The sequence below is a fragment of the Geobacter sp. OR-1 genome (assembly GCF_000813145.1).
Lineage (GTDB): Bacteria > Desulfobacterota > Desulfuromonadia > Geobacterales > DSM-12255 > Geoanaerobacter.
In genome coordinates, this window is the sequence record NZ_BAZF01000002.1 from 1 (window position 1) to 25,657 (window position 25,657).

The window sequence follows — 25,657 nt, forward strand, 5'->3', positions numbered from 1 at the left end:
TGCCGTTCGGATTTCAAATCAAGGAAACTGATGAACCAGCACGAACTGGCCGTAAAAAAATCCTGATTATCGATGAGGAAGAGGCGAAGATTGTCAGGCAGATATTTGATTTGTATATTGAGCGTAACCTTGGGTTTAAGGCGGTCGCCTCGCACCTCAACGAGAGAAACATTTTTCGCCGTGGGGTGCCCTGGAGTACAAGCACTGTCAACCTGATCTTGAAAAACACAATGTATCACGGCGAAAAATTGTTTAACCAGAAAACCTGGAAAACCAAAACCGCCAAAGAAAATGGGGAAGTCGTCAAAATGGCTGTTCCGGCGATTGTCAGCCAGGATACCTTTGAACTTGCCAAGCACAAACGCAAGAAGCGTAGCCCCAAATGTTCACACCCTCGTGTGCTCTCTTCCCCGCACCTGCTCACGGGGCTGCTGCGGTGTGAGGTGTGCGGCGCGGCTATGACAATGGCAACCGGCACTGGTAAAAAGGGCGGCACATACTATTACTATCGCTGCACGACCAAAACAAAGAAACACAAGCATCTGTGCTCATCCCGCCCAGTATCGATGGAAAAATTCGACAATATGATACTGGGGGCACTTGCCGATCAGGTGTTCACCAATGAACGTGTGACTGCAATTCTGCGAGAAATGAAAAAACAGATGTGCGGTGGGAGTGGCGACGATCAGAAATCGCTTGAAAAGCAACTGGCTATTGTCAACAACAAGATTGACCGGTTGTATGATGCGATTATCAACGGCATTGTTGAGAACGATGAAGACACAAAGTCAAGAATGGACGGGTTTAAGCATAAAAGGGCTGAAATTGCGGCAAAGATCGAATCCTATGACAAATCGCCACGGGCAATGCTTGAACAAGTGAAAATGGATGAGGTGAAGCGGTGGTCTGCCCTGCTGCGGGGAAAATTGCTTGACCAGTCAAGCGGTTTTTCCAAGGAGTATCTGAAACTGTTGATCAACAAGATTGGAGTCAACGGGAATCAAATCACGATCAGCGGCGACAGCCGCGTCCTGGTAGGCGCCATCAAGTTTGCGGCTGAAAAAAAGAATCCGACAACCCCGCAAGGGGTTATCGGATTCAATGAAGTTTGGCGCGCCCGGAGAGATTCGAACTCCCGACACCCTGGTTCGAAGCCAGGTACTCTATCCAGCTGAGCTACGGGCGCATCGGATTTGTGTCAACAGATATAGCCCATAGAATCAGTTTTGGCAAGCCCCAGTTACCCGCTTCCGGCATTCTTGTTGAACCTTAAATAACAACCAGCTACCTGTCTTTTCACGCTAGAAGCTCATCTAATGGCCAGTTCATATGGCTTTTATGCTTCCGCCAGTAACTTGTCTGCCATTTCATAGTCACTCGGGGACAGGTCAGCAGGTATCATATCGAGACCGATTATATCTGCTACTCTGTTTCGAGCACACTCTGCCGGATTCTTAGTGCAATATGAACTCGTTATAAGTTTAGCCGTTGCTGGCATGGTTGAAATTTTGTTGTTGATGAAACTGCAGGTGGTGATTAGATCACAAGTAGTCATGTATGCTACTCCTACGACTTAAGTATTAAGTATACCGTAATTACAGGCACTTTATGGCTATAGTACAGAGCAGCTGCTGTGCCACGTTTTTTGATTGTAGGTATAGGTGATAAATTGTAAGAAACGAGAGGTATTACAATGGGCGGCAGACCGGTCACATCTAACCAAACCGGCTGGATGTTCCCCAACCCATCAAATGGTGCATATTCTATATCGGGAAGAAAGTGGTAAGATTATCGGGGAGGAAACTGCCATGAATCGAAAGAAAGCGGCCAAAAAGTCGGACAACAAGAAGCGCTCGGAACTTCCAAGCCTAGCTCTGGTGTTGATCGGTATTGGAGTGTTTGTCGCCATAATTCTGGCAGTGATCAACCGGTAGGAATTTCATATATTCAGGTCACTCCGAAGATTCGGGGAGTAAAATCTTCTCCGGATGAGCATACACCGAAAATTTCCCACCGCGAACATACCCAATGAGGGCAATTCCGGCTTCCTCGCATATCCTGACCGCCATATCGGTTGGAGAGGTACGGGAAGCAATGGCGGTAACCCCCATTTGCGCAGCCTTGGCAGCCATCTCACTGGAAATTCGTCCTGAAGTGACCATCAGGGTTCCGTCAAGAGTTAACCCTTTCAGCAAGGCTTCGCCGGCCAGACGATCGACGGTATTGTGCCTGCCGATATCCTCGGCATGAACCAGAATGCCGCTATCATCGGCTATTGCGGCAGAATGGATGCCGCCGTGGCGGCGATAGCGGCCGGCAATCTTGCTCTGCTCTTCACAAGCAGCATAGATTACTTGCGCTGAGCAGCGGTTGTTTCGTACCGCTCTCCCCTCCACTCCCGGAACGGAGAAGGTTATCCCGCCGCCGCAACCACTGGTCAGGACCGGTGCCTGCCTCGCCGGCAGGTCCCCTTTTATCCGGACGTTCGCAACCCCGAAATCCTCACAGACAGCGAGCATCTCGAAATCTTCGACCCCCTTTACGTACCCCTGCAGGAGGAGAAAACCGGCAACGAGAAAACGAAGATCATGCGGGGAACAGATGAGAGTCGCCAGGACAACGTCATTGACGATCAACTTGAGCGGCAGCTCATGTGGGACTTCGGCTTCAGACTGCACGACCTTGCCGTTTACGGAGATGACGGTTACTTTTTGGGACATAGGCGGAGTATAGCCGGAGCGCCTTCAGGATACAAGCGGTTCATTAACTCCATCCCTTGCCATCAAGCAGCCATACGGCTATGATTCACCTTAGGACAATAAATCCTTTCTGAAGGACAAAGGGCATAATGGAGATTTCCCGCGAAGCCATGAAGGCAGTCATTGCCGCCGTAAAGGAAGGTACGGCCTCGATACTTGAGGCCGCCGGAGGCGCGCCGCCAGGGTTGAAGCTGACACCGGGCGCCGATGTATCCGGAGAAGTTCTGGCAAAACAGCAAAACGGCAGGTTCATTGTCCGGGTCAACGGTGAGCTGCTGGACATGGCCCTGCCAAGCGACACCAAAGTCGGCATTACCCTGAAAATGACCTATATCGGCGACCAGCCCCGTTTGACCTTTGCCGTATTGGCTCAGCCGGTCAAGGGTTCGGAGGTGAACATCAGCAGCACCAGCCGCTGGCTCGGCAGTTTCGTCACCGGCGCCCCGGAATCTGCGAGCCCGGATGGCAGCGGTAATCTGCGCAGCGTCAGGATGTTCGACTCCCTTCCTGCGGACACGGGTGTAATCGCGGCAAAGCTGAAAGAGCAGGTCAGAAGAAGCGGCGTATTCTATGAATCTCACCTCGAACGCTGGGCCGACGGCAGCTACCCCATCGAGGAGCTGCTCAAGGAACCGCAGGGAAAGCTCTCACGGTTGGCTGCACAACCGCAAGCGCCGGCGGGATCGGCAACCAATGCGCCTGACACCGGCAAATCGCCTGCAGTAACGGCAAAAGCCGCCCCAGGCAACAGCCCTCCTCCTGCCGAAACGGCAACGACCGAATCCGGCGACTCCCCGGAGTTGGAGAAGGTCAGCGTAAAACTTCCGGAAATCCGCAGCAGCCAAAGACAAACCGCTGGCGTTACCGGCCAACAACAAGAGGACGCAGCCGACTCTCCGACCGCGGCGGGCGTTGAAAATGGCGCGCCGGAGAGCGAACCGCCGCGCCTGGTCGCCACAACCCGCTCTCTGTTTGCCGCCATGCCTTCAGCCCCACGGGGAGAAACCACTTCGGCCGCCAAGCAACCGATGCTGCCCGGCGTGTCAACGAATCGCCCCTCTCCTGCCGATTCTGCTGTACAGGAACCGCTTGCCGAGAAACAGCAGTTGGATCAGGGGGCCAAAATGCCGGATTCGGCCGCCGTCGTACCACCAGCGACCGGGAATTCGGAGCAGGAATCCCCGGCAGCGCCGGTAATGGAGAAAGCGTCAGCCGCTAATCCCAACGAGCCGGCCACCGGTGAACCGGCTAAAAAGGGGGAAACAGAGGGGCGCGAGACAAGCCCGGGCTCAACTACCACAAGAGAAAAAGAGGGAACCGGCAGCCCAACGGAACCCCAAGGGAGGACCGCGGCAAAAAGCAGCCAGATCACCATTCCAGCGGATTCAAATACGACAACTCAAGGATTACCCACAGATTCGGAAACAGCGCCACCAAGACCGCTCGCACCATTTCAGAATGCCGCCCTGCCAGATACGGCTACTTCCGGTGAATCGGCTAAATTTAGGCAGCCCGTGCTTACGGATCCCCCGGTAGAGCCGACGCCCCGCCCAGCGGCACAAAACGGAGATGGCCCCGCTGCTCAACCCGGTATGCGGCGGCAACCCGGCGAGCCTTATTCCATTAGGCCGCTGCCTCTTATTGCCCCGGAAATTCCAAAACCCGATAGCTTGTTGAATCAGCCACGGGAGATACCGCTCCCGGCCAAGTCGGCCCAACAATTTGAGCCGCCGGACAGTCAGACGCTCCCGGTGATCAGACAACAGCTGGAAACCCTTCATTCCGGCCAATTTGTATGGCTCGGGGAGGCATGGCAGGGCCAGAAGATGGAGTGGGCTATACGCAGGGATGAAAAACGGAATAGGCCAAGGGGTGGCGGCTCATGGGATACGGAACTCCGCCTGGAGCTCCCCGGACTGGGTGCGGTCTCCGCCTCGGTGACCCTGAGCGGGAATCAGGTCCGCCTGGCCATAATCGCTTCGGACCCGGGCGCAGCGGAGGTCATGACAAAACACCGGCAAAGACTTGCTGACGGCATGGAAAGCGGCGGACTAATGCTTGCAGGCATGGAGGTAAAGCATGAACCGTCGTCATGAAGACAAGAAGGCCGCAGCGCTTTCCTATCAGAAAGGCGACTATGCGCCTCGGGTGATCGCCAAAGGTAAAGGCGCCAAGGCGGAAGCAATAATCGAAATAGCCCGCGAGTCCGGGGTCTATGTCCACGAATCGCGGGAGTTGGTGGAAATGCTGTTGCAGGTCGACATTGACAGGGACATTCCGCCGGAACTTTATCGAGCAGTTGCCGAAATACTTGCCTGGATCTACTGGCTGGAGATGCACGGCAAGTCACGCGGAATCTGAGCCGTGCCGGTTGCTTTACCGTCGTTACATGATATCGTTTTATTGCACCAATTTGATCCGAAAGAGCAATGATGATGAAAATTGAGCCCAAAACCCGGACGGAAAGCAATCTGATCAAGAACATCCCGTTCTTTGCGTCTCTTTCGCCCGAAGAAGTCGAGCATGTAGACCGGCTCATCATCAGGAAAAGATTTTCCAAAGACCAGATAGTGCTGTTCGAGGAAGATACCGCCAACTACATGTACGTCGTTTATGCCGGCAAGGTGCGGGTCGTAAAGCTGAATGACGAAGGGCGGGAGCAGATCATATCCATCCATAAAAAAAATGACTTCTTCGGGGAGATGTCGCTGCTCGACGGCAAGACCTCGCCGGCAACGGTCATTGCCCATGAAGATTGCATCATCGGGCTCCTGTCAAAGTTGGATTTCGAGAGATACCTGCTGAGTCATGAGACCATCAGGCGCAAGATCATTGACCTTCTCTGTTCCCGTCTGCGCGATTCCTGGGCCATGATCAAGATCCTGAGCTTCGACAATGCGGAACACCGGGTAATGGCGGTGCTTGACAGGCTCCAGGAGCTTTACGGCGTTTTTGACGACCGGGGTGCGATAATCAATGTGAAACTGACTCATCAGCAAATCGCAAGCTTCGCCTCGGTCGCGCGGGAAACCGTCACCAGGGTCTTGAACCGGCTGGAAAAGGAAGAAGTTATCCAGATTCTGGAAAGCAAGTCAATCCTTCTGACAAAGAAGTTTTACCAGAAATTCGGATCAGCCAAATAAGATTGAACCGGGGAGTTGTGTAGCTGCAAAAAAGATGAGGTTTAAAAAGGGCCGCTCCATTTCCGGGGCGGCCCTTGGTAATTCTTCAGACATTACTGCTACTTTTTGATAACCGTCTCGAAATTTGCAACTGTCCGGCGGTTCTTCTGCCGTCCATCTGCGGTCTTGTTGTCTGCTATCGGCCGTTCCTCGCCATACCCTATAGCTGTCAGGCGGTCCTTCTCGATCCCGTACTTGTCGACCAGATATTTCATGACGCTGTCAGCGCGGCGCTGAGAAAGCTTCTTATTCATATCAGCATCGCCGACATCGTCGGTATGCCCTTCGATGGTCCCCTTGACGGTCGGATACTTCTTCAGGAACGCTGCGACCCGCCCGATCTCGTCGTGGTATTTCTTCTTGATATCTGCCTTGGCGGTATCGAACTGCACGTTCAGCTTCATGGTCAGGGTCTCGGGGCTGCACCCGTCCTTGTCTACCGGCATTCCAGCCGGGGTGTTCTGACATTTGTCAAGATAATCCGGCACGCCGTCCCTATCACTGTCCGGCGGGCAACCGTTGGCATCGACTTTGACCCCTGCAGGAGTGTCAGGGCATTTATCCTTGTTATCAAACACGCCGTCGTTGTCAGAATCCTTGATTACGGCGACATTGGCCGAGCTTTTTGCCTCACCGCCGGCACCGGAGCAGGTAAGGGTATAGGCAGAAGAGTCGGCAGGCGTCACGCTCTTCGATCCCTGGAGCTGGACAGACCCGATACCCGGAGCGATCTCAGCAGCTGTCGCGTTCTGGCATGCCCAGGTAAGCGTTGCCGGGGTCCCCATCTCTACCGTTGCCGGAGAAGCCGAAAGAGAAGCGGAAGGTGAGGCAGGAGGAGCAGGGGCGGCCTTTGGCTGTTCGACTACCGGTGCCGGTTTGGGTGGCGGCGGCGGCGCCGGAGCAACTACAGGAGGAGCAGGTTTCGAGCCGCCGAACAGGAATCCCAGGCCAAGGCCGTATTCAACGTTATTAAGGGTTTCGGACGTTTTGTACATCAGGTGCCGTACTTCGCCACGCAGATCTATCGACTCGCTCAGCGCGTACTTGAGGCCGACGCCGTAGTTGAAGGCGCCCCTGCTGTAACGTGGGCCGTTGTCCGGTTCAATCCCCACCCCGCCAAATCCGGCCATAAGAAACGGCACCGCCTTGGCTGATGGGAAAAAGTGGTAAAGGAGATCAAGGTGATAATTGTAGACATCGGTCTTGTTCGAGTTCAGCGTCCCTTCGGTCCTGCCGTAGTCGAAGACCGCCTCGGCGCCGACCCGGTCGGTAAAGTTATACCCGGCGCGCACTCCGACAACAGGCATGGTTTCGAGATGCTGTTTGCCATCAAAGGTATATCCGCCGACAAATGGCGTCAAAGAAAAAGTTTCCGCCCTGTTTTCCGCCCCGGCGGTTGCAGCACCGGCAAGCAGCAATACGGCCCCCATTGATACGATTCTCTTTTTCATGATTCCTCCCTTTCCCTACGATTAGAAACAGTTATTTATTGGCCTGCTGTTTTTCAGACTTACAGCTATTATTAATCTGAAAAAATCAATCTTCAAGGTCATTGGTCAGTATACAACCCCTCGCGCGAGTTTCAACCCTCCTTGCATAAACTTCTGCCCTGCACTATACTCACGCTGATTTCAGGAGATCAGGAATGCCGAAAACCGTACCGTTTACAGAATGCCTGCTGGATACCCATCTGCTCGTAGATGTCCGCACACCGCTGGAATATGCCGAAGATCATCTCCCCGGCGCAATCAATGTACCCCTGCTCAGCAATGAGGAGCGAGTCGAAATCGGCACCCTGTACAAGCAACAGGGGCCGAACATCGCCCGGATCAGGGGGTTGGAGCTTACCGCGGCAAAGTTCCCGGCCATGGTGGCCGAAATTGCGGCAAATGCAGCAGGGCGGCCAATACTTGTCTACTGTTGGCGTGGCGGGCTGAGAAGCCGAACCGTTACCGAGATCCTTGATCTGACCGGATACCATGCCTTCCAGCTTTCAGGTGGCCACAAGGCGTTTCGTCAGCAGGTGGTGGAGTATTTCGATCCTTTTACTCCGCCAGCCCCCCTGGTCGTCCTGCACGGGATGACCGGAATCGGCAAGACTACTTTTCTGGAGCTTTTAAAAGGGCGTGGCCATGCCGTTATCGATCTTGAGGGGATTGCCTGCCATCGCGGTTCGGCATTCGGGGCTCTCGGCCTGTCGCAGGCACATCTGACGCAGAAGAGCTTTGAAACTGCTCTCTGGAAAGAGTTCCGTTCTGTTGGTCCGGTCAGGGCGATAATTCTTGAGGGGGAGAGCCGTCGGATCGGCAAGCTGTTCCTGCCGGGAAACCTCCATGACGTTATGCGCGACAGCATCAAGGTTTGGTGCGCAGCCTCGCTGGAGACCCGTGTCAAGCGGCTGATCAATGAGTACGGCAAGCCGGAATTCATGGACGACATGACTGAGGCTCTCGACCGGATCAAGAAAAAACTCGGCGGCGACAACCACCGGGAACTTCTGGGCCATCTTGAGCGCTGGGAGATGGGGCATTTCATGCAGGGGCTGATGGAGCGGTATTACGACCGGACATATTACCGGACCCGGGATTGGACCGAGGATTTTGCCCTGTCACTTGAGGATTTCGAAGCTGCGGCGGATGAGCTTGAACGGCAGTTGGAGCACCATATCCCGAAACCCTGACGTTCTGGATAAATTACCGGTTCTCCATCCGATCCAGCTCTTTCCTGACGGCAACACCGAACCTTTCAAGGGTGTATGGTTTTTGAACGTACTCCCCGGCGCCAAGCTTCTGAAGCATTACGACCCGTTCGGATTCCGAGAAACCGCTGGCAATAATGACCCGCTGCCCGGGATGAATCTCCTTGATCCGCTTATAGGTCTCAAGACCATCCATGCCACCCGGCATGATCATGTCCAGCACAACCAGATCGACCTTATTGCTGCGCAGGTATACAACCGCCTCCTCGCCACTGGCTGCGGTTGCAACCCGATAGCCAAGTTTTGACAGCATCTTGGATGCGATTTCGATCTGTTCCGGCATATCGTCAACCACCAGGACATGCTCAGTCCCCAGGTATTCCTCCAGGGCGATCCGGTGTGGTATGAGTTCCTCCCTGTCCCGGGTTACCGGGAAATACATCACAATCCTGGTCCCCTCCCCTTCAATGCTTTGCAGGTCGATATAGCCGTCATGATCCTTTACCGTGGCCCAGATAACGGTCATCCCCAATCCGGAGCCACTGCGTCTCATCGATTTTTTACTGTAAAACGGCTCGAAGATCTTTTTCAGATCCCCATCGCTGATGCCGACCCCTTCGTCGGCAACACTTACGCAGACATATTCCCCGGCCGGAATCTCTTCGTACAGATGCAGCGGGACATCGAAATACCTGTTGCAGGACGAGAGCAGTATGGTCCCTCCGGCAGGCATGGCCTCCGCAGCATTGTTCAAGACATTCATGATCGCCTTGGAGAGATGCACCCGGGACCCTTTGATGTTCATCAGGTCCGGGGCCAGATCCGTCTCGATCGTTATATTGCTGTGGTATCTTGAAGCAACGCCGAATTCCGGAGAGGCGAGATAGTCGGATATGATCCTGTTCAGGTTTACCGGTTCGGAAACCTTGACCCCTCGGCGGGCCAGCGTCAGCAGGTCCTGCACGATTGCAGCCGCCTTCTGGCCGGACCTCTGGATAATTGCCACCTTGTCTCTGATCGGGCTGTCGCCCGGCAGCTCCAGCAATAACAGATCCGGGTAGGTAACCAGACCGGCAAGAATATTGTTCAGATCATGGGCCACCCCAGCCGCCAGTTTACCGACCGCCTCCATCTTCTGGGCATGGAGCAGCCGCTCTTCAAGCCGTTTCTGCTCGGTGATATCTCTTATGATCCCCTGGGTGCCGATGAACTCTTTCGAGCATGGGGTTTCGCCCCGGTATATTCCCTCAGCGGAGACGGAGAAATATCCGGCCTCCTCAACATTCCCGTCATGCTTGTGGGGCAGCAGCAGCCGGATCTCCAATCCATAGGTGGCCCTTTCGCCGGTGCGTTTTTCATTCAGCCGATACTGGGCCTTGGGAAGATCATCCGGTGCCACCAGATCGAAGATGGGGTGGCCAATCAGCTGTTCGGGAGAATCGGTATATTTCGTTATTGCCGGGCTGATAAAGGTGATGCGGCCTGTTGCATCAAGCCTGAAGATAATATCAGGGACTGATTTAATGATGGAATTGAGATTATGTTCACTGGCCTTGAGAAGCACCAGGGTATCGTCTGCAGTTGCTTTTGCGGCCCGCTGGCTTTTCCAGGTCTTAATTATTGTCAACGCGGCATAATTAAACAGAATAACCGTGCTGGGCAATAATGGCGAAAATAACAGCCCGGTTCGCTGGAAAATCAAACCGGCACCGGACCAGATGGCAAGCAGAGACGCCGTCCCCAGGAGCGCGCTCCCCAGGATCTCCATCTTTGCAATGCAGACCGCAAGCAGGGCCGAAGCCAGAAATCCGAACAGCGCCTCCCAGATCAGAAACTCCTGGGAGCGGATAACCATCTGGCCTGTGAGGAGGTTCTCAAGCAACATGGCGTGTACATCGACATGATTGTGTACCGGTCTGGCCGGTGTCTGGTAAACCTGCGCCCATCCGGCAGCCGAAGATCCGACCAGGACAATTTTCCCCTTGAAACTATCAGCTGGCAGAGCATTGCCAAGGAGATCACCAGCTGAGACATGCCGTATAGTCTCCCCGCCGCTGCCGAAATTGACGACCATATTCCCGTGCCGGTCGATCGGTATAACTGCGCCCCCGGCAACAAGGTTCAGGAAACCGCTTTCCTTCTGCAAAACATGGAGTTGCGAGACATTCCGCGACTGCATGAGTGTTGCCAGTGCCAGTGACGGGTACAGCCGGCCCTCGTATCTTATCAATAATGGGATACGCCGGAGAATGCCGTCTGAATCGGGTGTTGCATTAAGAAAACCGGAGAAGGTTACAACATCCGAGAAGAGCTTTTGGTTGCAGACAATGCCTTGAGCCTTGAAAAACCCTGACTGCCATTGACTTGCTTCAACACTGTTTACCCAGACAGGATTTACCGGATGCAGTGAGCATGATAACCCCTTCGGTGCATCCTCTTTGAACAAAAACTCATAACCCAGGACAAATGGACCCTTTGCCAGGGTCTCGGCCAGAAACCGGTCATGGTCCGCCACTTGTTCCGGAATCCCGGAAATATCGACCTGATAACCGAGTTCACGGCCAACGGCCGCCTGCCAGTTTTTAGGCGATGTCCGGTCCGGTTCCGCAAGAATCAGGTCGAGACCGACACTGCCGGCACCAAGGCCATTGATTTTGCTGAGCAGCTGCGCCAGGCGGTACCTGGGCCATGGCCACTGACCGTATTGTGCCAGGCTTTTTTCATCAAGATCGACGATCACGACCGAACCAGATACTGTCTTTGCCTTGCTGAAAGTCATGACAGCATCGGTAGCTCTGTTGTTGATGTTTCTGATAGAGCGGGGATGGATGAGGTAGGCCGTAACCACAACCAGAGTCAATACAAAGCCGTAAAGGTGTATTGTCCTGGTCAATTTTTTTGAGAAATTAAGGTGGGGGTTTTTATTCACATTGAGTTCGCTATCTTATTACCACTTCGACCCTGCGATTCCTCGGTTCGTTAACATTATCCCCGGTCTTTATCAAGGGATTTTCCTTACCATGAGATGTTGTCTTGATATGGTTGGCATCAACACCATTTTCAACCAGCTTATCCCTGACAGAATTCGCCCTGCTTCTCGAAAGGGTCAGATTGTACTCCCTGCTGCCGACAGAATCCGTATGGCCGACAACGGATATGTCGGTCGATGCGCGCTCACCTATGACCCGCAGGATCTCCGGGAGCAATCCTGACGAGTCTGATGTAAGGGTCAGGTCTTTCTCAAAATAGAGCAGATAGTGCACCGGAGGTTTAGGCTCGATCGAAAGGGTATCAGCGAACAGCCTGGCAATCGCTTCTTTGTCCATTTGTGCCGGAGTGGTCGGTAATTTCGAACTGTCACTTACCGTGGTTGCCTGATTGGGAGCTGTAAGTTCCACATTCCCGGCCTGATTCGAAATCATGGCCGAACCGGTCTTTCCGTCCGGATCTGGCGTCAGGACCACCATGGTGCCATTACTGGCGCAACCGGCGATAACAAGCATCAGGATGACAAGCAGGGGAATCTGCATGCAGTAACGCATAAGGCATATCCTCCATGTAACTCTGTTCATTTCTTCGCGATTAGGGGCTACAACCGCCATCAATCCACTTTAACAAGAAGGTGCGTTCCCCGCATGCCGACAGTCGCGTGCGGAGTCTCAAGACGGACATTGTTCGGCGCCAGTTTGGCTATCTGTCCCGACAGATATGATGCCGTTCCCTGGATTATCCTGGCAATGAATGACAGCTTCTTTTCGTTCGGCTGAAACAGGAAACTGTCAATGACAATGCTGCTGTTCGGTCCGATTGCGATGACCGTGTCGTCCTCGAATATCAGGCCGGCCTTGCCGTTGGCTCCGGTCCTGACATGATCGCCTTGCCGGAGTTTCATGTTCCCCTCTGCTCTGACAGAGGAGTTGTTTCTCAAAACCACGACATCTCCGGACAATGACTTGACAATGCCAATATACTCCGGCCCTGCCGCCATGCAGAAAGGGTTACCCACAAAAATCAGCGTCATTATCAAAACCATCAAGCAGAGAGTTTTCATGCTGAGCTCCTCTTGGACGTCACAATCAAACGACTACTGAGTCGATAACCTTGCAATGGTTGTAAAATTTGCAAATTAACTATCACTTACATATCATTAAATGTCAATACTAAGGCATTTTGCAGACATTCTCCAAACATGCCCGGTATTTCTTGACAAATCCAACAGGGTGGTAGGAAAGCTTCGCCCCTCTGAGACCGGGCTCTCCGAGATCCTGTTCGCGGTTGACATGGCTGCACCCCGTAAACAGGACCCGGTTGAATTCCCGGTCAACTAGCGGTGACACCCCTTCCATGAAGGGATCACCCTTTTCAAAGTGGCAGACCGAGGTTGTTGCGTTCAACTGCTCCCCAAGGGCAAACGCTCTTACCGCCCCGTCGACCAGCACCACCACACCCTCAAGCCCCAAATTTGCCGCCATTTTTATCCCCTCGGCCGTCGCCTCCACCTCCAGGAGCGCAGAAGCCGGCACCTCGCCTCCCCTGACCCGCAGCCACTCTTCCAGCAGATCGAGACAACCGGTTGCGTGCCTCTCGGCAAACAGCTCCACTGCATGATCATGGCGGCTGGAGAAGTAGTTGATCCGATTTTTCTTTTTGTGATATCTATTGCCCGGCAGTTCGGCAAGATCCCTTCTCAGGTAGAGATAATCAAAGGCATCCCGGTCCTCTAACACAGTAAGCTTTTCATCGTTAAGGTAATGCTCGGCAAAGTCATCGTCTGCTCCGTAAAGAGTCAACCCTGAAGCGAACAGAACCCGGAGCGCCCCGGGGATATCTCCGGTAAGCGGCGGCAGAAAACGATCCTCGCCGTCATACCCTTTGCCCAGCACAACCAGGGAATCGTTGACAAGAGAGAGACGATAGTCGTGCGCCTGCCTGAAGAGATAAAGCCCGGCAAAAGTCAGCTCGGAAACAGCCGGCTGAAGATCGGCAAAGATCCGGTCGAGCAACGGTTTGTCGTCCAGTGCGATCGGCCTGCGGTCTGGGAATTTCGGGAGTAAGTTGCTGTCCATACTTAAGATTATAGCTGTGCCGGGAGGATTTAGAAAGAGCCGCAGCCAAATTGAAGCGCAACCCGTATCAAATTAACGGTTTGTTATTTGAATACCTAGCGCTCCGACAATGCATACCGCTCGATAATCCATCTTGCGATACTGCGAAAGGGGGGGAATGAACCAGGGAGATTCTCCCTGGAAAACCAGCGCGCTTCGACGATCTCTGTGGTATCCGCAACAATCTCGCCGCCGGCATAATCGGCAACGAACCCAGCCATCAGTTGACTCGGAAACGGCCAGCATTGACTACCGACATAACGGATATTGCAGACTTCAACGCCGGTCTCCTCTTTGACTTCCCGAGCTGCGCACTCCTCCAGCGATTCGCCGAAGTCGAGAAAACCGGCTACCAGGCTGAATCGTCCCTCGCCCCATTCCGGTTTCCGGATCAGCAGAAACTCATTGCCCCGCCTTACCAATACTATTGCGCAAGGATGGATAGCCGGATACCGCTCATGCGAACAGGACAGACATCGCTTCCCCCAGGAGCCGGCAATCCTAGCTGTTTTCCCGCCGCATTTCACACAGAGACTGCTCGTGCTTTCCCAGTGCAACACCTGTTGGCTGAGGCCGCCAATTGTAAGGAGGCGTTCGTCCAGACGTTCGTCCACCGCATTGAACGGTTCGGCAAAATGCGGCGGGGCAACAACAACATCGTTACTTATGCGGATGGCATAAAGCGGTTCACTATCCCATCTACCCAGAAACATGGCATTTATATCCCCATCATACCAGCCATCGGGAACCCCCCTGAGGAGAGAGATACCGCCTGAAGTCTGTTCGACAACCAGAGAATTGCCTTTGATGACAGCATACCAGGGGTTTCCCGCAGGTACGGGATCGCCAGGTACACCCCTGACAAAGCAGTTCTCAATGCTGCTGTTGTTGAAAGGCAGATTTGCTGCTTCCGGATAACGCATTGAACTCTCCAAAAAGAAAAGGCGACCAGAGGCCGCCTTTTGGATGTAAGATTTGCCTGACCATGTCAGGCAGCATCGGCCAGTTGATTGAATTCATCTTCTTTGAACATCTTCTCCAGGTCAAGCAATATCAACAATCGGTCCCCGGAACGTCCCACTCCCATGAGGCACTCGGAATCAAACCCCTTGATGACATCCGGGGTCGGGGATATCTGGTCAGGAGATAGCTTCATGACATGAGAAACCTTGTCCACCACCAGCCCGACCGTGACCTTGCCAAAAGATACCACAACAATTCGCCGGTTCTGTTCATTGAGATTTTCGGTGAACGGCAGGTGCATCCTTTTCCTGAAATCGATGATTGGAATGATCTTGCCCCGGAGATTAATAACCCCTTCAACGAAGTCGGGGGAATTCGGCATTACGGTAATCTCAACCATCCGGATGATCTCCTGAACCTTGAGAATATCAACGCAGAACTCCTCCGAACCCACCGTAAACCCGACCATGTGAAGGGATTCGCTGCTTGCCCGGCCATTGGAAACCACCTGCGTAGAAACGTCGTATGCCATAGATTCGCCTCCGTTGATACTTTGATTGCCTGTGTTCTAATTAAGCCTTGTTTCGGCGAAAATTCAAGAAACTTGAGACGATTTTACAATCTGAACTGACCTACCAGCCGTTGCAACTCCTCTGCAGTGCGGGCGAGTTGGCCGGCAGCCGACGCCGACTCCTGGGCTCCCCTGGCGGTTTCCTGCACGACCTCGGTGATCTGGTGGATGTTGTTGCTGATTTCGGCGGTAGTTGCAGTCTGCTCTTCGGCCGCGGTCGCAACCTGGTTCACCTGCATGGTCACGGCGTTGATCTGCTCCAGTATCTCCTGCAGAGCCTGGCCGGATTTGGAGGCCTCTGCAGTGCCGTTTTCCACCTCGGTAACACCTTCTTCCATTGCAGAAACAGCCCCTTTGGTCTCCTGTTGGATCGCCTTGATCATCTCGCCGATCTCCCTGGTCGCCTTCGTGGTGCGCTCGGCCAGTGCCCGGACTTCATCGGCCACTACCGCAAAACCGCGCCCCTGTTCGCCGGCACGGGCCGCCTCAATTGCGGCATTCAGCGCCAACAGGTTGGTCTGATCGGCAATATCCTGAATTGTACCGATAATCGCGCCAATCTGATCGGAACGTGACCCGAGGCTTTCTACCGAATGAGCGGTGTCGGTAACCCGCTCAGATATCCGGCTCATTACCTGTACCGTCTTTTCTACCACTTCTGCGCCGGAGGAAGCGGTGTAACTGGCCCGTTGCCCTCCTTCCGCAGCCATCTGACAGTTCTGGGCGATATCGCCGCTTGTTGCGGACATTTCTTCGGCAGCCGTTGCCACCGTGCTGGCCTGGGCAGCCACCTCTTCGGCACCGGTCGCAATCTTCTCGGCAGTGGCCATCAGCTGTGAGGACGCTGAAGCAACCTGGCTCGTATTGCTCGCAACCTTGGTTATTATCTCTTGAAGACGCTCGATGAACTGGTTGAAGCCGCTGCAGATCATGCCGAGTTCGTCCCTGCCGGTGTAACTCAGCCGTTTGGTAAGATCACCCTCGCCTTGGGCGATATCGTTGACCATAAACTGGATCTCGCCAAGCGGTTTCTTGATCGACCGGATTATCAGAAACACCTGGATGACCGAGACCAGAAACGCCATCAGCACCATTCCGGCCAGCACCCCTTTAACCCCTTTTCCCGCAGCGTCGGCATCCTTGAGATCTTCCTGCATCCGCTTGTCGATCGATTCGGCCAAAGTGACAATCAACTGTTCGGCCTTGTGCATCTCAGCCTTGGATACCTCCATCTCCTTGTAGGCATCGCCGACGTTCTTAATGGAGCCGCTCTTGATGCTGTCGCGGGTCATTCCGAATGCGCCCAGATACTCTTCCATGTTCTTCTTGATCTCTACCACGGCTTCCTTGTCTTTTGCCGAGTCGGAAAGCTTTAGAATCGTGTCGAGCCGTTCATTAAACAGTTTGTGCGCCTCATCCCACATCTTGCCGTATTCCTCGACCTTGCCGCTATCCCCCAGGTTTATGAACATGTCCTTTTCATAACGGCGGAGCATGTTTATATTGGCCCTGGAACGTTGGGCATTTTCCACGAGCTTGCTCTCCTTGTTGCCTACTCTGTCGAGATAAACGAAGACCTTATTCGTGCCCCAGAAACCGGTTGCCCCTACGATCAGGAGAAAGATAAGACTGAGGACCGCACTGAGTGTCAACCTGGTACTGATTTTCATTTGTGCAAACATAGTCGCCTCCTACCTAGAATAATTATGATGATCTTAGTTCTTAGGTTGACCTTCAGATAATAATTATCGGAAAGAGGAGCAATTACTTGAAACAAATTAATCCTTCTCTAATTCCCGATTATTATATTTGGTTCAACAAGTTGAAAAAGCGGCTTATCGTCGAAAGCCGGCTATACATAAAAATGTTATAATTATCTTAAGGTCAATCAAGTGATTAAAATTTTGCTTTTGCACGGATAATTATCTCACGACATCAAGCTGTTTGCATTTCAGAGCCGAATTATATAGGATTTGATCCTTTAGAATACTTTGCCGGAGTGAAAAAATGATCCGCAGACTGCCTGCAGAATGGGAAACACAGGATGGAGTACTGATAGCCTGGCCGCATGCCGGAACGGACTGGCAGCCACTGCTACCCGAAGTCACACCGGTTTACACTAAAATCGCAGCCGAGATAAGCCGTGCAGAAAAAGTCGTTATCGTGTCGCCGGAGTCGTCAGGTGTCGAAGACCTTCTAATCACGGCAGGGGCCAACATGGCCAACGTCCGGATCTTCGAATTCGACACTAATGACACCTGGACCCGTGATTACGGCCCGATCACGGTAGTGGACCAACTTGAGCCGACCCTGCTCAATTTCGGCTTCAACGGATGGGGGCTCAAGTTTCCTGCATACCTGGACAACTGCATTACGAGCCACCTGTACGCTGCGGGCGCTTTCAGCGATCTTCCGCTTGAAACCGTCGGTCTGATTCTGGAGGGTGGCAGCATCGAAAGCGATGGCAAAGGGACAATACTGACGACAGCCGAATGCCTGCTGAACCAGAACCGCAATCCCCATCTCTCCAGGCAAGAGATCGAGGAGGAACTCAAGCATCTGCTCGGCGCAGAAAAGATTCTATGGCTGGAAAACGGCTACCTTTCCGGAGACGATACCGATTCACACATCGACACTCTGGCACGGCTTGCACCGGAAGACACGATACTGTACATAGCCTGCGACGACCCTGAAGACGAGCATTACCAATCATTAAACGCAATGCGGGGGGAATTGGAACATTTCCGGACACGCGATGACAGGCGTTACCGACTGTTACCCCTCCCCTGGCCGGATCCGAAGTATGACGAGGACGGAGGACGGCTCCCCGCCACATATGCAAATTTTCTGGTAATTAATGGCGCTGTGCTGGTCCCTACCTATCGTGATGCGGCTGATGAATCGGCACTTGCAGTTATTCAACAGGCATTCCCCGGCAGGAAAATCATCGGCATAGACTGCCTGCCGCTCATAAGCCAGCACGGGTCGCTGCATTGCGTCACCATGCAGATGCCGGCAGGTACGTTGAACAAGAACTGATCAGGCCGCGCGCCAAACTGGTTGCAGTTTTCGCTACGCGAGGAGATTTAACATGAACCAGAAACTTGTTGTCGGAATGATACAACAGAGTTGCAGCAGCAATCGATCGGAAAACATCGATAAAACCATCAAATCGATACGAAAGGCGGCAGAAAAAGGGGCAGAGCTCGTGGTGCTGCAGGAGCTGCACTGCGGGCCGTATTTCTGCCAGACAGAGGATACAGCCGCATTCGACCTTGCCGAACCTATCCCCGGTCCGGCCACTTTTGAATTCGGGAAAATTGCCGAAGAACTCCGGGTAGTCATAGTTTCATCTCTTTTCGAGCGTCGTGCCGCAGGGCTCTACCACAACACCTCCGTAGTCCTCGATAAAGACGGATCCATTGCCGGTATTTATCGTAAAATGCATATCCCGGACGACCCCGGTTTTTACGAGAAGTTCTACTTCACTCCCGGAGATCTTGGATTCACCCCGATAAAAACTTCGCTCGGTACCTTGGGGGTACTGGTCTGCTGGGACCAGTGGTACCCGGAAGCAGCACGGCTTATGGCGCTGGCCGGCGCGGAAATGCTGATTTATCCCACAGCTATAGGGTGGGACCCGGCTGATTCGCAGGAAGAAAAAAACCGCCAGATCGACGCATGGGTAACTGTACAGCGCGGTCATGCCGTTGCCAACGGCATACCTGTAATCTGTGCCAACAGAGTTGGTCTGGAACATTCTGCCGACGACAAGGGAGCAATCCAGTTCTGGGGGAACAGCTTTGCGGCCGGACCGCAGGGAGAACTACTCGCTCGCGCCGGCAGTAACGGGGAAGAGCTCCTGATTGTTGAGATAAAGATGACTAGAAGCGAAGAAGTCCGGCGTATCTGGCCCTTCCTGAGAGACAGGAGGATAGATGAATACGGGGATATCGTGAAGAGATTCCGGGATTGATGGTTATTCCTTCTTTCTGCGCAGGAGCCGTAGAAGGGCGATAACAGCCGCTCCTCCGCCCATCAGATACATGGTGCCGGGCTCCGGGGTAACAATCGTTTCGTGTTGTGGCGAAGAGTACACCCTGAAAGTAGTTTCGTGAAAATTTGAATAGGATATCGGATCGTAGTAGGAAACTTTTGCCAGTGCTTCAGGAACTGCACCGACCGACTCTTCTGAAGGTGCGCCGACCGAATGTTGACGCGGCGGGCCATCCACTCGCTCGGCACTCTTGGCCATCCTTATTTGTGGTCCATCAACACATTCATCCGGTTTCGTCGACAAGCTGATTTCGACCGGAGGTTGGGCAATAACGTAATCGTTGCAACAGTAAGTCCGGACAGTTCTAACGCCATCCGAAATATAGCCATCCCCCTTTGGAAGCCTGATCGGCTTGGAGGTCCGTCTGATGGTATCCCCTTTCCGGTAGGCAACGTAGGTCCAGAGTTCTTTATCAAGCTTTCCGAGTCTTGCGCTTTCCCAGTTAAACCCTGCAAAATAGGCGGACAGCGCGGGATCCTGTGCCACAGTTCTCCGGAAATCCTCTACTGACTTTATACTGTTCTTCTTGCACAGGCCATAGTATTTGCCGTCCATTTCGCTGCTGACATCCGGCTCATTGATTTCAGCCCGGGCAGTCTGCATCGGTTTATTCCTGGTAAAGATATGATCCTTTGCTGAAAGCGCGGTTACAAACAGGGAAGCAATCACTACAACCAAAGCGATTACCGCTGAAATGGCGAACCCTTTTATAAATGCCTGACGGTTTTTCCGTCTCCTTGATCGTCTCTTGTATGGCATATTGTCACCCCAAAATTCTCACACTTACTCACCTAACATGCAATCCTGATACCTTTGCCGCAACATATTGACATGACAGTGTTTACATACAATTATCCGGAGAGATCCGGCAAAAATGACCCGAATATCTGTTTACCCATTGCGCAATGTTGGAAGAGAACCCAAAGTTTGAACAGAATATTCCGAACGGTCAAAGTGGGGATAAATCAACTTGCCAAGACCAGCATTATGATACTTAATAAACGATGTGAACTAGGAGGGTTTTGATGTCCGTGCGTAACCTGCTCGAAATATTTGCCAGTCCCCAGGTGCTGACAGCCATGATTACGCCGGTTGTGCTGATATCCGCATGCGGGACGTTGATATTCTCAACATCAGGCCGGTTGGGCCGACTATATGACAGGCTGAACACGTTAAAGGGTGAACTCGAAGGGGTGATGGCAGGGAGACTGAACCTCCCTGAAGAGCGGATTGTCTATGCGCATGAGCAGCTGCGGCTGCAGAGACGCCGCGGTGTCCTTATCCAGCGGGCACTTGCTTCACTTTACAGCGCCACACTGATGTTCATTGCCGCAAGCCTTACCGTCGCCTTTTCCGTGGCCCTCGGCCACCTGGCCTGGCTGGCAACACTATTCGCCTTGTCCGGCGGCGCCTTCCTGTTCGTTGCCAGCGCGCTCCTGCTGTTCGAGAGCCGCTACAACCTGACCTTCATCAACCACCATATCGACTTCATCGCTTCCTTGCAGGAGCACGCCGCCGGATCAGGCTTACGGAAACAGGCTTCCGGTCCTGTGGATGGACCGAAGCCAGACGGCCCTTGAGGTTCTCCCCGCCGATCCTCCGCTCGATGGCGAGCCGGTAAAGCGCTTCGTACTTGCTAGTCGCGTCTTCCCAGGTGAACCTCTGCTTCATGGCGTTGGCGATAAGCCGCTTCATTGCGTCTCTGCGGTTGTACCAGGTGTGCAAGGCCCACCCGACGGTATCGAACAGGGCCTGGGCTGTAAGGTCCCAGAATTTGAACCCTGTTCCGGTCAGAGCCGACTCGCTAAAATTCTCAACGCTGTCATCAAGCCCTCCGGTTGCCCTGACTATCGGCAGGGTCCCGTATCTCAGGGAGTACATCTGATTTAGCCCGCATGGTTCAAATGCAGACGGCATGACGAAGAAATCAGCACCGGCTTCGATCCGGTGGGCAAGAGAATTGTCATAGCCAATCTTGACCCTGAACTTATCTGGATGCGCTGCCATTACATCGCCGAAATAGAAATGCGCCCAGGGCTCCCCGCCGCCGAGCATGACAAATTGGGCATCAAGTGCGAGTATCCGGGGGATCGCCTCGGCCAGGATGTCAATCCCTTTCTGCTTGACCATTCGGGATACCATGCCGAACAGTGGGACATCGTCACGTACCGGCAGCCCCATCTCCATCTGCAGTTCCCGTTTACAGACCTTCTTGCCGGAAAGGTTCCGGGCTGAGTAGGTTGCCGGTATAAATGGGTCGTTTTCAGGGCTCCACTCGTCGTAATCAACCCCGTTAAGGATGCCGAAGAGATCTGCCGAACGCTCGAGAACCACTCCTTCTAGCCCCCACCCGTATTCAGCGGTATGCATCTCCCGGGCATACCCCTCGCTCACCGTGTTGATAAGGGTGGCATGATACAGCCCCCCTTTCAGCAGGTTCACTTCGCCATCTTTTTCCAGGTTGAGAAAATTGAACCACTCCCAGCCAATACCGAGGACATCCATCACCCCTTCATAGAAATTCCCCTGATACTGCATGTTGTGCACGGTAAGAAGAGACGGTCTGCCGCCGACGTAGGGGTCGCTGAGGTAAGATGTGTTAAGAAGAACGGGAATAGCTGCAGTATGCCAGTCGTGAGCATGCACGACGTCCGGCCGGAAATCAAGCATCTTGCAGATCTCCAAAGCCGCTTTGGAGAGGAAGACAAACCGGTTGTCATTATCCAGGAAACCTTTATTATCGACCTCGTAAAGACCTTCCCGGCCATAATACCCTTCATGCTCCAGGAAATAGACCGCAACGTTGCTTCCCGGTACGCGACCTTCGTAGACTCCGCAATACTGGTCCCCCATCACTCCCATTGGGACGACCAACACTCCGGGGAGCAGTTTCAATCCGTACTTCTCCCTGTCGATGCAATAATAACGGGGCATGACAATTCTGACATCATGCCCGAGTTTCTCCAGGTACTTGGGAAGCGCTCCGACCACATCGCCTAGGCCGCCCGCCTTGGCAAAAGGCACACATTCGGAAGCAGCCATAAGTATTTTCAGACCCATTCAGACCTCACAAATACGATTGTCAAAATATTTCAACCGCGGGTTGCCGATACACGCAGACTGAGCACGAGATAAAGGTTAGGCTATCAGCCGGTATAAAGCCTAATCTGCGGGTGCAGTGTTGCTTCAGACAACTCTGATTATGAATTCCGGGCACGCAGCCCCGCAATAGCCGCAAAGGACACAAACGCCTTCGTCAACGGTCGCCTTGTCGTTGACCAGGGAAAGAGCGCCGTTGACGCATGCCGGCACGCACTGGCCGCACCCCTTGCAGAAACGTTCCATTATCCGGAGATGGCGGGTGCGCGATTCCAGCTGCTGCCAGACATCCGGATCAATTCCACCTGTGGAGAACAGCCGGACATTCGCCTCGATCTCCTCTGTCGAGAGCATACCCAGGGCAACGGCATGAACACCGGGGAGCCCCAGGACGTAACCGATGCTCTCCCGTGCGGAGGAGATCAGGTTGCCGCCGGCGAGCGCCTTCATGGCGTAAATGCCGGTTCCGGAAGCGGCACAATCCGAGATTGCCGCTGACATTTCCTCTGCAGTTCCGTCGATGATACCCATCCCGGTGCGGTTGATCAAAGGGTGCACGACCTCGATCTCCGGATGCCGGGCTGCCTTGCGCACAGCAGAAATGTAATGAGTGGAAAGCCCGACATGGCCTATCTTTCCTTCGTCCCTCATCTTCAGCAGCGCCTCGATCACCTCTGAACGGTCCACGAAGGGATCGGCCACCCGTGCCGCATGACAGTGGACTATGTCGATCCGCTCCCGACCCAACTCCCGCAATCCTCGTTCAACATGACTCCTGGCCGTTGCGGCATCAGGTGCATGGGTCTTGCTGACAATGGTAAGCTGGCCGCGGTAACCCTCAACTCCGGCGCGGATGTGGGGATAGGAACCATAAAGCTCGGCCGTGTCCAGCATGGTAATTCCCTGCTCAAGGGCGTGCCGTATGAGCCTCCCCCCTTCCTCAGGCGAGAGAGCGGCCTGTAAAGGTCCCATCGGGAGGGTCCCGTACACAAGCCGGCTGACGGATATTCCGGTTCTGCCAAGTATAACCTGTTGCATGTTAAACACCTGTTTCTGAGAATAGTAAGAAGTTCCGACACCTTGGCGATAAGATCGTCGTTAACCCGGTTCGCCAGTGAGAAAGTTGGAGATGAAGGGATTTCCGGTCAGATGGGAACATGGGAAGAAGATACCGCGGGATATGGCAAAAAGCTAAAAAAAAGGGCGGCTCGCGCCACCCAGGAGGTAATGATGTTGAGTTCTTGTTAAGCCTTCAAAGTTGGGTGTGTAGCTTGCTTTCTGATCGGACCGTTCATCCTGACTGCTGCGGCAAATTCCATCCAGAAGATCAGGTAAATGGAGATCATGGCCGATAGGCCGATATTCTGGTTTTCCGGACCGAGCGCCTTTGCCAGGATCGGCGAGGCGAAACCGGCACCGAGCGTACCGGTTACCCGCTCAAGCATATAGAAAAACGCCAGGGTTGCCGCCGTGCCGACCAGCATTATCGCAATGCCGCGGGTCCGTTTGACCCAGTACCTGGGGGAGAAACCGAACATCCGCATGAAAATCACCACCCAGATGAGCCACACGGAGTAATCGACTGCCGCATCCGGAAGCGCGAGCCGGCCCTTGACCAGAAATACTTCAAGCACGGTGACCGCAGCCAACAGCGTAAACATCCAGGAAAATTTCTCGTCGGCCTGGCTCTGCCAGGAGCGGCTGTCCGGGGCCGCTATCTCCCGCGCCGCATGGGTGTGCGTTCCCAGTGCCGAGAAAAGGATGGCAAACCAGATGCCGGCATTGTGAAAAAGCAGCGAGGCATGGTTTCCGGCGACATTTGCGATCCGGGCCATCGGATCGCGGGCAAAATCGGCAGCGATCCGCATCAGGAAGAGATTGGCCACGATGGAACAGACCATGATTACTGTAACAGTGAAGATCCGCCGCGGCAGCAGATAAGGGTCAACCTTGTCCGGGAAGCCGAGAATAAAGGCAAACCAGATAAGGAACATTATGAACGGAATCCCGAAACAGATGCCGTAGACGTTGTTTCCGGCAAAATCGCCGGCCTGGGAATAGATGATGTAATTATTGTCGGGATCGTCATCGGTGTTTGCCGCCTTGACCGCATCTTTGGGCATCAACTTCACATGCGGCAAGAGACCGATAAAGTACCAGCCGTGGTCACCCTGGTTCGTGTCAACCACCCAGTACTGAGCCCCCATCATCTCGTCGAGCCCTTGGAATATACGCATCGAGAAGGTTGTACAGAGCGCCACCACCACCAGCAGCAGGATTGCGTTCTTGATACTCATTGGCTGTGACATAACCATTCCCTCCTGAGTGAGTGCGGTATTTTTGCAAGGCCGAGGCGATCGAGGGTGCAGGGGGGGCGTACTTCATCCAGTATTCCGGACAGGGAACCCTGCGGATCTGCATCGGAATTGCGGAAGCACCGCTCCCGTTATTCCTTATGCGTTGTCCAGAACATCGATACCGCATTGGCGGCAAACAGGCCGTAAAGCCACATGGTGTTCCATGCCGGACCGGACCAATGGCTGCCGCGACCGCCGCCGACCACCCCGGAAGCTACGACAATTCCGATCAGGGCGGTGAAGGCGACCATGGCCACGGCTCTAAGAATGGCGCTGTTGCGCCAGGTATGCCGCTCAAGCTCCTCAATCCTGTTCAGCAGTTCAAGCTCTCTTTCGCTCATCGCACTTCTCCTTTACTATGCTGAAGACAACGAAAGCTACCGCTGTTGCCAATGCCAATGCCAGAGGAAATTCGCTAATATGTAGTGTTGTTATGTAAAGCATTGTCTTCCCCCTTGGATCAACATTTCACCATTTCTATAAGTTCGCCGGGAAATCGTTCCGCCAGTTCCTGGTATTTTAAACACTCCCTGTATCTGCAACTGCAAAACTTGATTATCAGATTGACGTCATACGGTGAGATGTATCCGCAACCAACATCACAGTAATCGTCACTTTTGCCGTAGAAGGGGCAGACCGATTTATCCTTCTTCATGGAAACCTCATCTCCGCCGTCTGGTATCAACTCTTTCCCCCTGCGGGTAGGGGAAGCAGGGCCGGTCGTCACCGACCCTGCATTCTCCCAAGTCAGGAGTAACTGATGTCAATAGAGCAACCGTCATACCAAACAGTCCGCTTTTACATAAAGAGGAGAAAGCTTTTGCAATTCAACTAATTACACCAGCAATACCGGATCATATCTTTTT

General features: G+C 53.6%; 23 protein-coding genes, 1 tRNA gene and 1 pseudogene. 9 read left to right on the forward strand and 16 right to left on the reverse strand.

Features of this window, described 5'->3' with window-relative positions; translation table 11 throughout:
* Positions 1 to 68 precede the first annotated feature (68 nt).
* A pseudogene (locus tag OR1_RS23140) lies at positions 69 to 590 on the forward strand (recombinase family protein); the annotation flags it as partial.
* Positions 591 to 1,109: 519 nt separating this feature from the next.
* On the opposite strand, the gene OR1_RS01720 reads toward OR1_RS23140, so the two are convergent.
* A tRNA-Arg gene (locus OR1_RS01720) sits at positions 1,110 to 1,186 on the reverse strand.
* 622 nt (positions 1,187 to 1,808) lie between these two features.
* Here OR1_RS01720 and OR1_RS22985 point away from each other — a divergent pair.
* The gene (locus OR1_RS22985; protein ID WP_272946185.1) at positions 1,809 to 1,934 is read left to right on the forward strand and encodes a hypothetical protein; all 126 of its coding nucleotides are present in this window, start codon (positions 1,809 to 1,811) and stop codon (positions 1,932 to 1,934) included.
* An 18-nt stretch (positions 1,935 to 1,952) separates the two neighbouring features.
* On the opposite strand, the gene fdhD is transcribed toward OR1_RS22985, so the two are convergent.
* The gene (gene fdhD, locus OR1_RS01735; protein ID WP_041969586.1) at positions 1,953 to 2,720 is read right to left on the reverse strand and encodes a formate dehydrogenase accessory sulfurtransferase FdhD; all 768 of its coding nucleotides are present in this window, start codon (positions 2,718 to 2,720) and stop codon (positions 1,953 to 1,955) included.
* 128 nt (positions 2,721 to 2,848) lie between these two features.
* Here fdhD and OR1_RS01740 point away from each other — a divergent pair, with 128 nt between their 5' ends.
* The 3 genes from OR1_RS01740 (at position 2,849) to OR1_RS01750 (ending at position 5,902) form a co-directional block, all read left to right on the forward strand.
* On the forward strand, positions 2,849 to 4,855 hold the full coding sequence (locus OR1_RS01740) for a flagellar hook-length control protein FliK (RefSeq protein WP_041969588.1): 2,007 nt from the start codon (positions 2,849 to 2,851) through the stop codon (positions 4,853 to 4,855).
* Positions 4,839 to 5,120: an EscU/YscU/HrcU family type III secretion system export apparatus switch protein gene (locus OR1_RS01745; protein ID WP_041969590.1), complete on the forward strand. Its 282-nt coding sequence runs from the start codon at positions 4,839 to 4,841 to the stop codon at positions 5,118 to 5,120. Before OR1_RS01740 ends, OR1_RS01745 begins: the two co-directional genes overlap by 17 nt.
* Before the next feature lie 68 nt (positions 5,121 to 5,188).
* Entirely contained in the window at positions 5,189 to 5,902 is a 714-nt protein-coding gene (locus OR1_RS01750) for a Crp/Fnr family transcriptional regulator (RefSeq protein ID WP_052440192.1), read from the forward strand.
* Between the two features lie 98 nt (positions 5,903 to 6,000).
* On the opposite strand, the gene OR1_RS01755 is transcribed toward OR1_RS01750, so the two are convergent.
* A complete protein-coding gene (locus tag OR1_RS01755; RefSeq protein ID WP_041969592.1) occupies positions 6,001 to 7,392 on the reverse strand; it encodes an OmpA family protein in 1,392 nt (463 codons plus the stop codon).
* 194 nt (positions 7,393 to 7,586) lie between these two features.
* Between OR1_RS01755 and mnmH the strand changes: the two genes are divergently transcribed.
* Entirely contained in the window at positions 7,587 to 8,621 is a 1,035-nt protein-coding gene (gene mnmH, locus OR1_RS01760) for a tRNA 2-selenouridine(34) synthase MnmH (protein WP_041969593.1), read from the forward strand.
* Positions 8,622 to 8,634: 13 nt separating this feature from the next.
* Here mnmH and OR1_RS01765 read toward each other — a convergent pair whose 3' ends face one another.
* The 7 genes from OR1_RS01765 to OR1_RS01795 form a co-directional block, all read right to left on the reverse strand.
* On the reverse strand, positions 8,635 to 11,532 hold the full coding sequence (locus tag OR1_RS01765; RefSeq protein ID WP_160295192.1) for a CHASE2 domain-containing protein: 2,898 nt from the start codon (positions 11,530 to 11,532) through the stop codon (positions 8,635 to 8,637).
* 46 nt (positions 11,533 to 11,578) lie between these two features.
* Positions 11,579 to 12,181, reverse strand: coding sequence for an OmpA family protein (locus OR1_RS01770; RefSeq protein WP_052440193.1), 603 nt, complete (start codon positions 12,179 to 12,181; stop codon positions 11,579 to 11,581).
* Between the two features lie 59 nt (positions 12,182 to 12,240).
* The gene (locus OR1_RS01775) at positions 12,241 to 12,690 is read right to left on the reverse strand and encodes a FecR domain-containing protein (protein WP_052440194.1); all 450 of its coding nucleotides are present in this window, start codon (positions 12,688 to 12,690) and stop codon (positions 12,241 to 12,243) included.
* Positions 12,691 to 12,799: 109 nt separating this feature from the next.
* Positions 12,800 to 13,705 carry a DUF2156 domain-containing protein gene (locus OR1_RS01780; RefSeq protein WP_041969595.1) on the reverse strand — a complete coding sequence of 302 codons (906 nt, stop codon included), beginning with the start codon at positions 13,703 to 13,705 and terminating at the stop codon, positions 12,800 to 12,802.
* A 95-nt stretch (positions 13,706 to 13,800) separates the two neighbouring features.
* Positions 13,801 to 14,667 (reverse strand): NAD(+) diphosphatase, encoded by an 867-nt coding sequence (gene nudC, locus OR1_RS01785; protein WP_041969597.1) that lies wholly within the window; start codon positions 14,665 to 14,667, stop codon positions 13,801 to 13,803.
* Positions 14,668 to 14,732: 65 nt separating this feature from the next.
* Positions 14,733 to 15,239 (reverse strand): chemotaxis protein CheW, encoded by a 507-nt coding sequence (locus tag OR1_RS01790; RefSeq protein ID WP_041969598.1) that lies wholly within the window; start codon positions 15,237 to 15,239, stop codon positions 14,733 to 14,735.
* An 83-nt stretch (positions 15,240 to 15,322) separates the two neighbouring features.
* Positions 15,323 to 16,960: a methyl-accepting chemotaxis protein gene (locus tag OR1_RS01795; RefSeq protein WP_041969599.1), complete on the reverse strand. Its 1,638-nt coding sequence runs from the start codon at positions 16,958 to 16,960 to the stop codon at positions 15,323 to 15,325.
* A 325-nt stretch (positions 16,961 to 17,285) separates the two neighbouring features.
* Here OR1_RS01795 and OR1_RS01800 point away from each other — a divergent pair, with 325 nt between their 5' ends.
* Positions 17,286 to 18,317, forward strand: coding sequence for an agmatine/peptidylarginine deiminase (locus OR1_RS01800; protein WP_041969600.1), 1,032 nt, complete (start codon positions 17,286 to 17,288; stop codon positions 18,315 to 18,317).
* Positions 18,318 to 18,369: 52 nt separating this feature from the next.
* Positions 18,370 to 19,254, forward strand: coding sequence for a carbon-nitrogen hydrolase (locus OR1_RS01805; protein WP_041969601.1), 885 nt, complete (start codon positions 18,370 to 18,372; stop codon positions 19,252 to 19,254).
* 3 nt (positions 19,255 to 19,257) lie between these two features.
* Here the strand turns inward: OR1_RS01805 and OR1_RS01810 are convergent, their stop codons facing one another.
* Entirely contained in the window at positions 19,258 to 20,094 is an 837-nt protein-coding gene (locus tag OR1_RS01810) for a PEP-CTERM sorting domain-containing protein (RefSeq protein WP_041969603.1), read from the reverse strand.
* A 266-nt stretch (positions 20,095 to 20,360) separates the two neighbouring features.
* On the opposite strand from OR1_RS01810, the gene OR1_RS01815 reads away from it, so the two are divergent.
* The gene (locus OR1_RS01815; protein WP_041969604.1) at positions 20,361 to 20,915 is read left to right on the forward strand and encodes a DUF2721 domain-containing protein; all 555 of its coding nucleotides are present in this window, start codon (positions 20,361 to 20,363) and stop codon (positions 20,913 to 20,915) included.
* On the opposite strand, the gene glgA is transcribed toward OR1_RS01815, so the two are convergent.
* The 5 genes from glgA to OR1_RS23145 form a co-directional block, all read right to left on the reverse strand.
* The gene (gene glgA, locus OR1_RS01820; RefSeq protein WP_082002760.1) at positions 20,824 to 22,395 is read right to left on the reverse strand and encodes a glycogen synthase GlgA; all 1,572 of its coding nucleotides are present in this window, start codon (positions 22,393 to 22,395) and stop codon (positions 20,824 to 20,826) included. The two genes, OR1_RS01815 and glgA, sit on opposite strands and share 92 nt — an antisense overlap.
* Positions 22,396 to 22,521: 126 nt before the next feature.
* The gene (locus tag OR1_RS01825; protein ID WP_041969605.1) at positions 22,522 to 23,472 is read right to left on the reverse strand and encodes an aldo/keto reductase; all 951 of its coding nucleotides are present in this window, start codon (positions 23,470 to 23,472) and stop codon (positions 22,522 to 22,524) included.
* 206 nt (positions 23,473 to 23,678) lie between these two features.
* Complete coding sequence (locus tag OR1_RS01830; RefSeq protein WP_041969607.1) at positions 23,679 to 24,743, reverse strand: hypothetical protein; 1,065 nt, start codon at positions 24,741 to 24,743, stop codon at positions 23,679 to 23,681.
* Between the two features lie 137 nt (positions 24,744 to 24,880).
* Positions 24,881 to 25,132, reverse strand: coding sequence for a hypothetical protein (locus OR1_RS01835; protein WP_041969608.1), 252 nt, complete (start codon positions 25,130 to 25,132; stop codon positions 24,881 to 24,883).
* 119 nt (positions 25,133 to 25,251) lie between these two features.
* On the reverse strand, positions 25,252 to 25,446 hold the full coding sequence (locus tag OR1_RS23145; RefSeq protein ID WP_041969990.1) for a hypothetical protein: 195 nt from the start codon (positions 25,444 to 25,446) through the stop codon (positions 25,252 to 25,254).
* Positions 25,447 to 25,657: the final 211 nt, after the last annotated feature.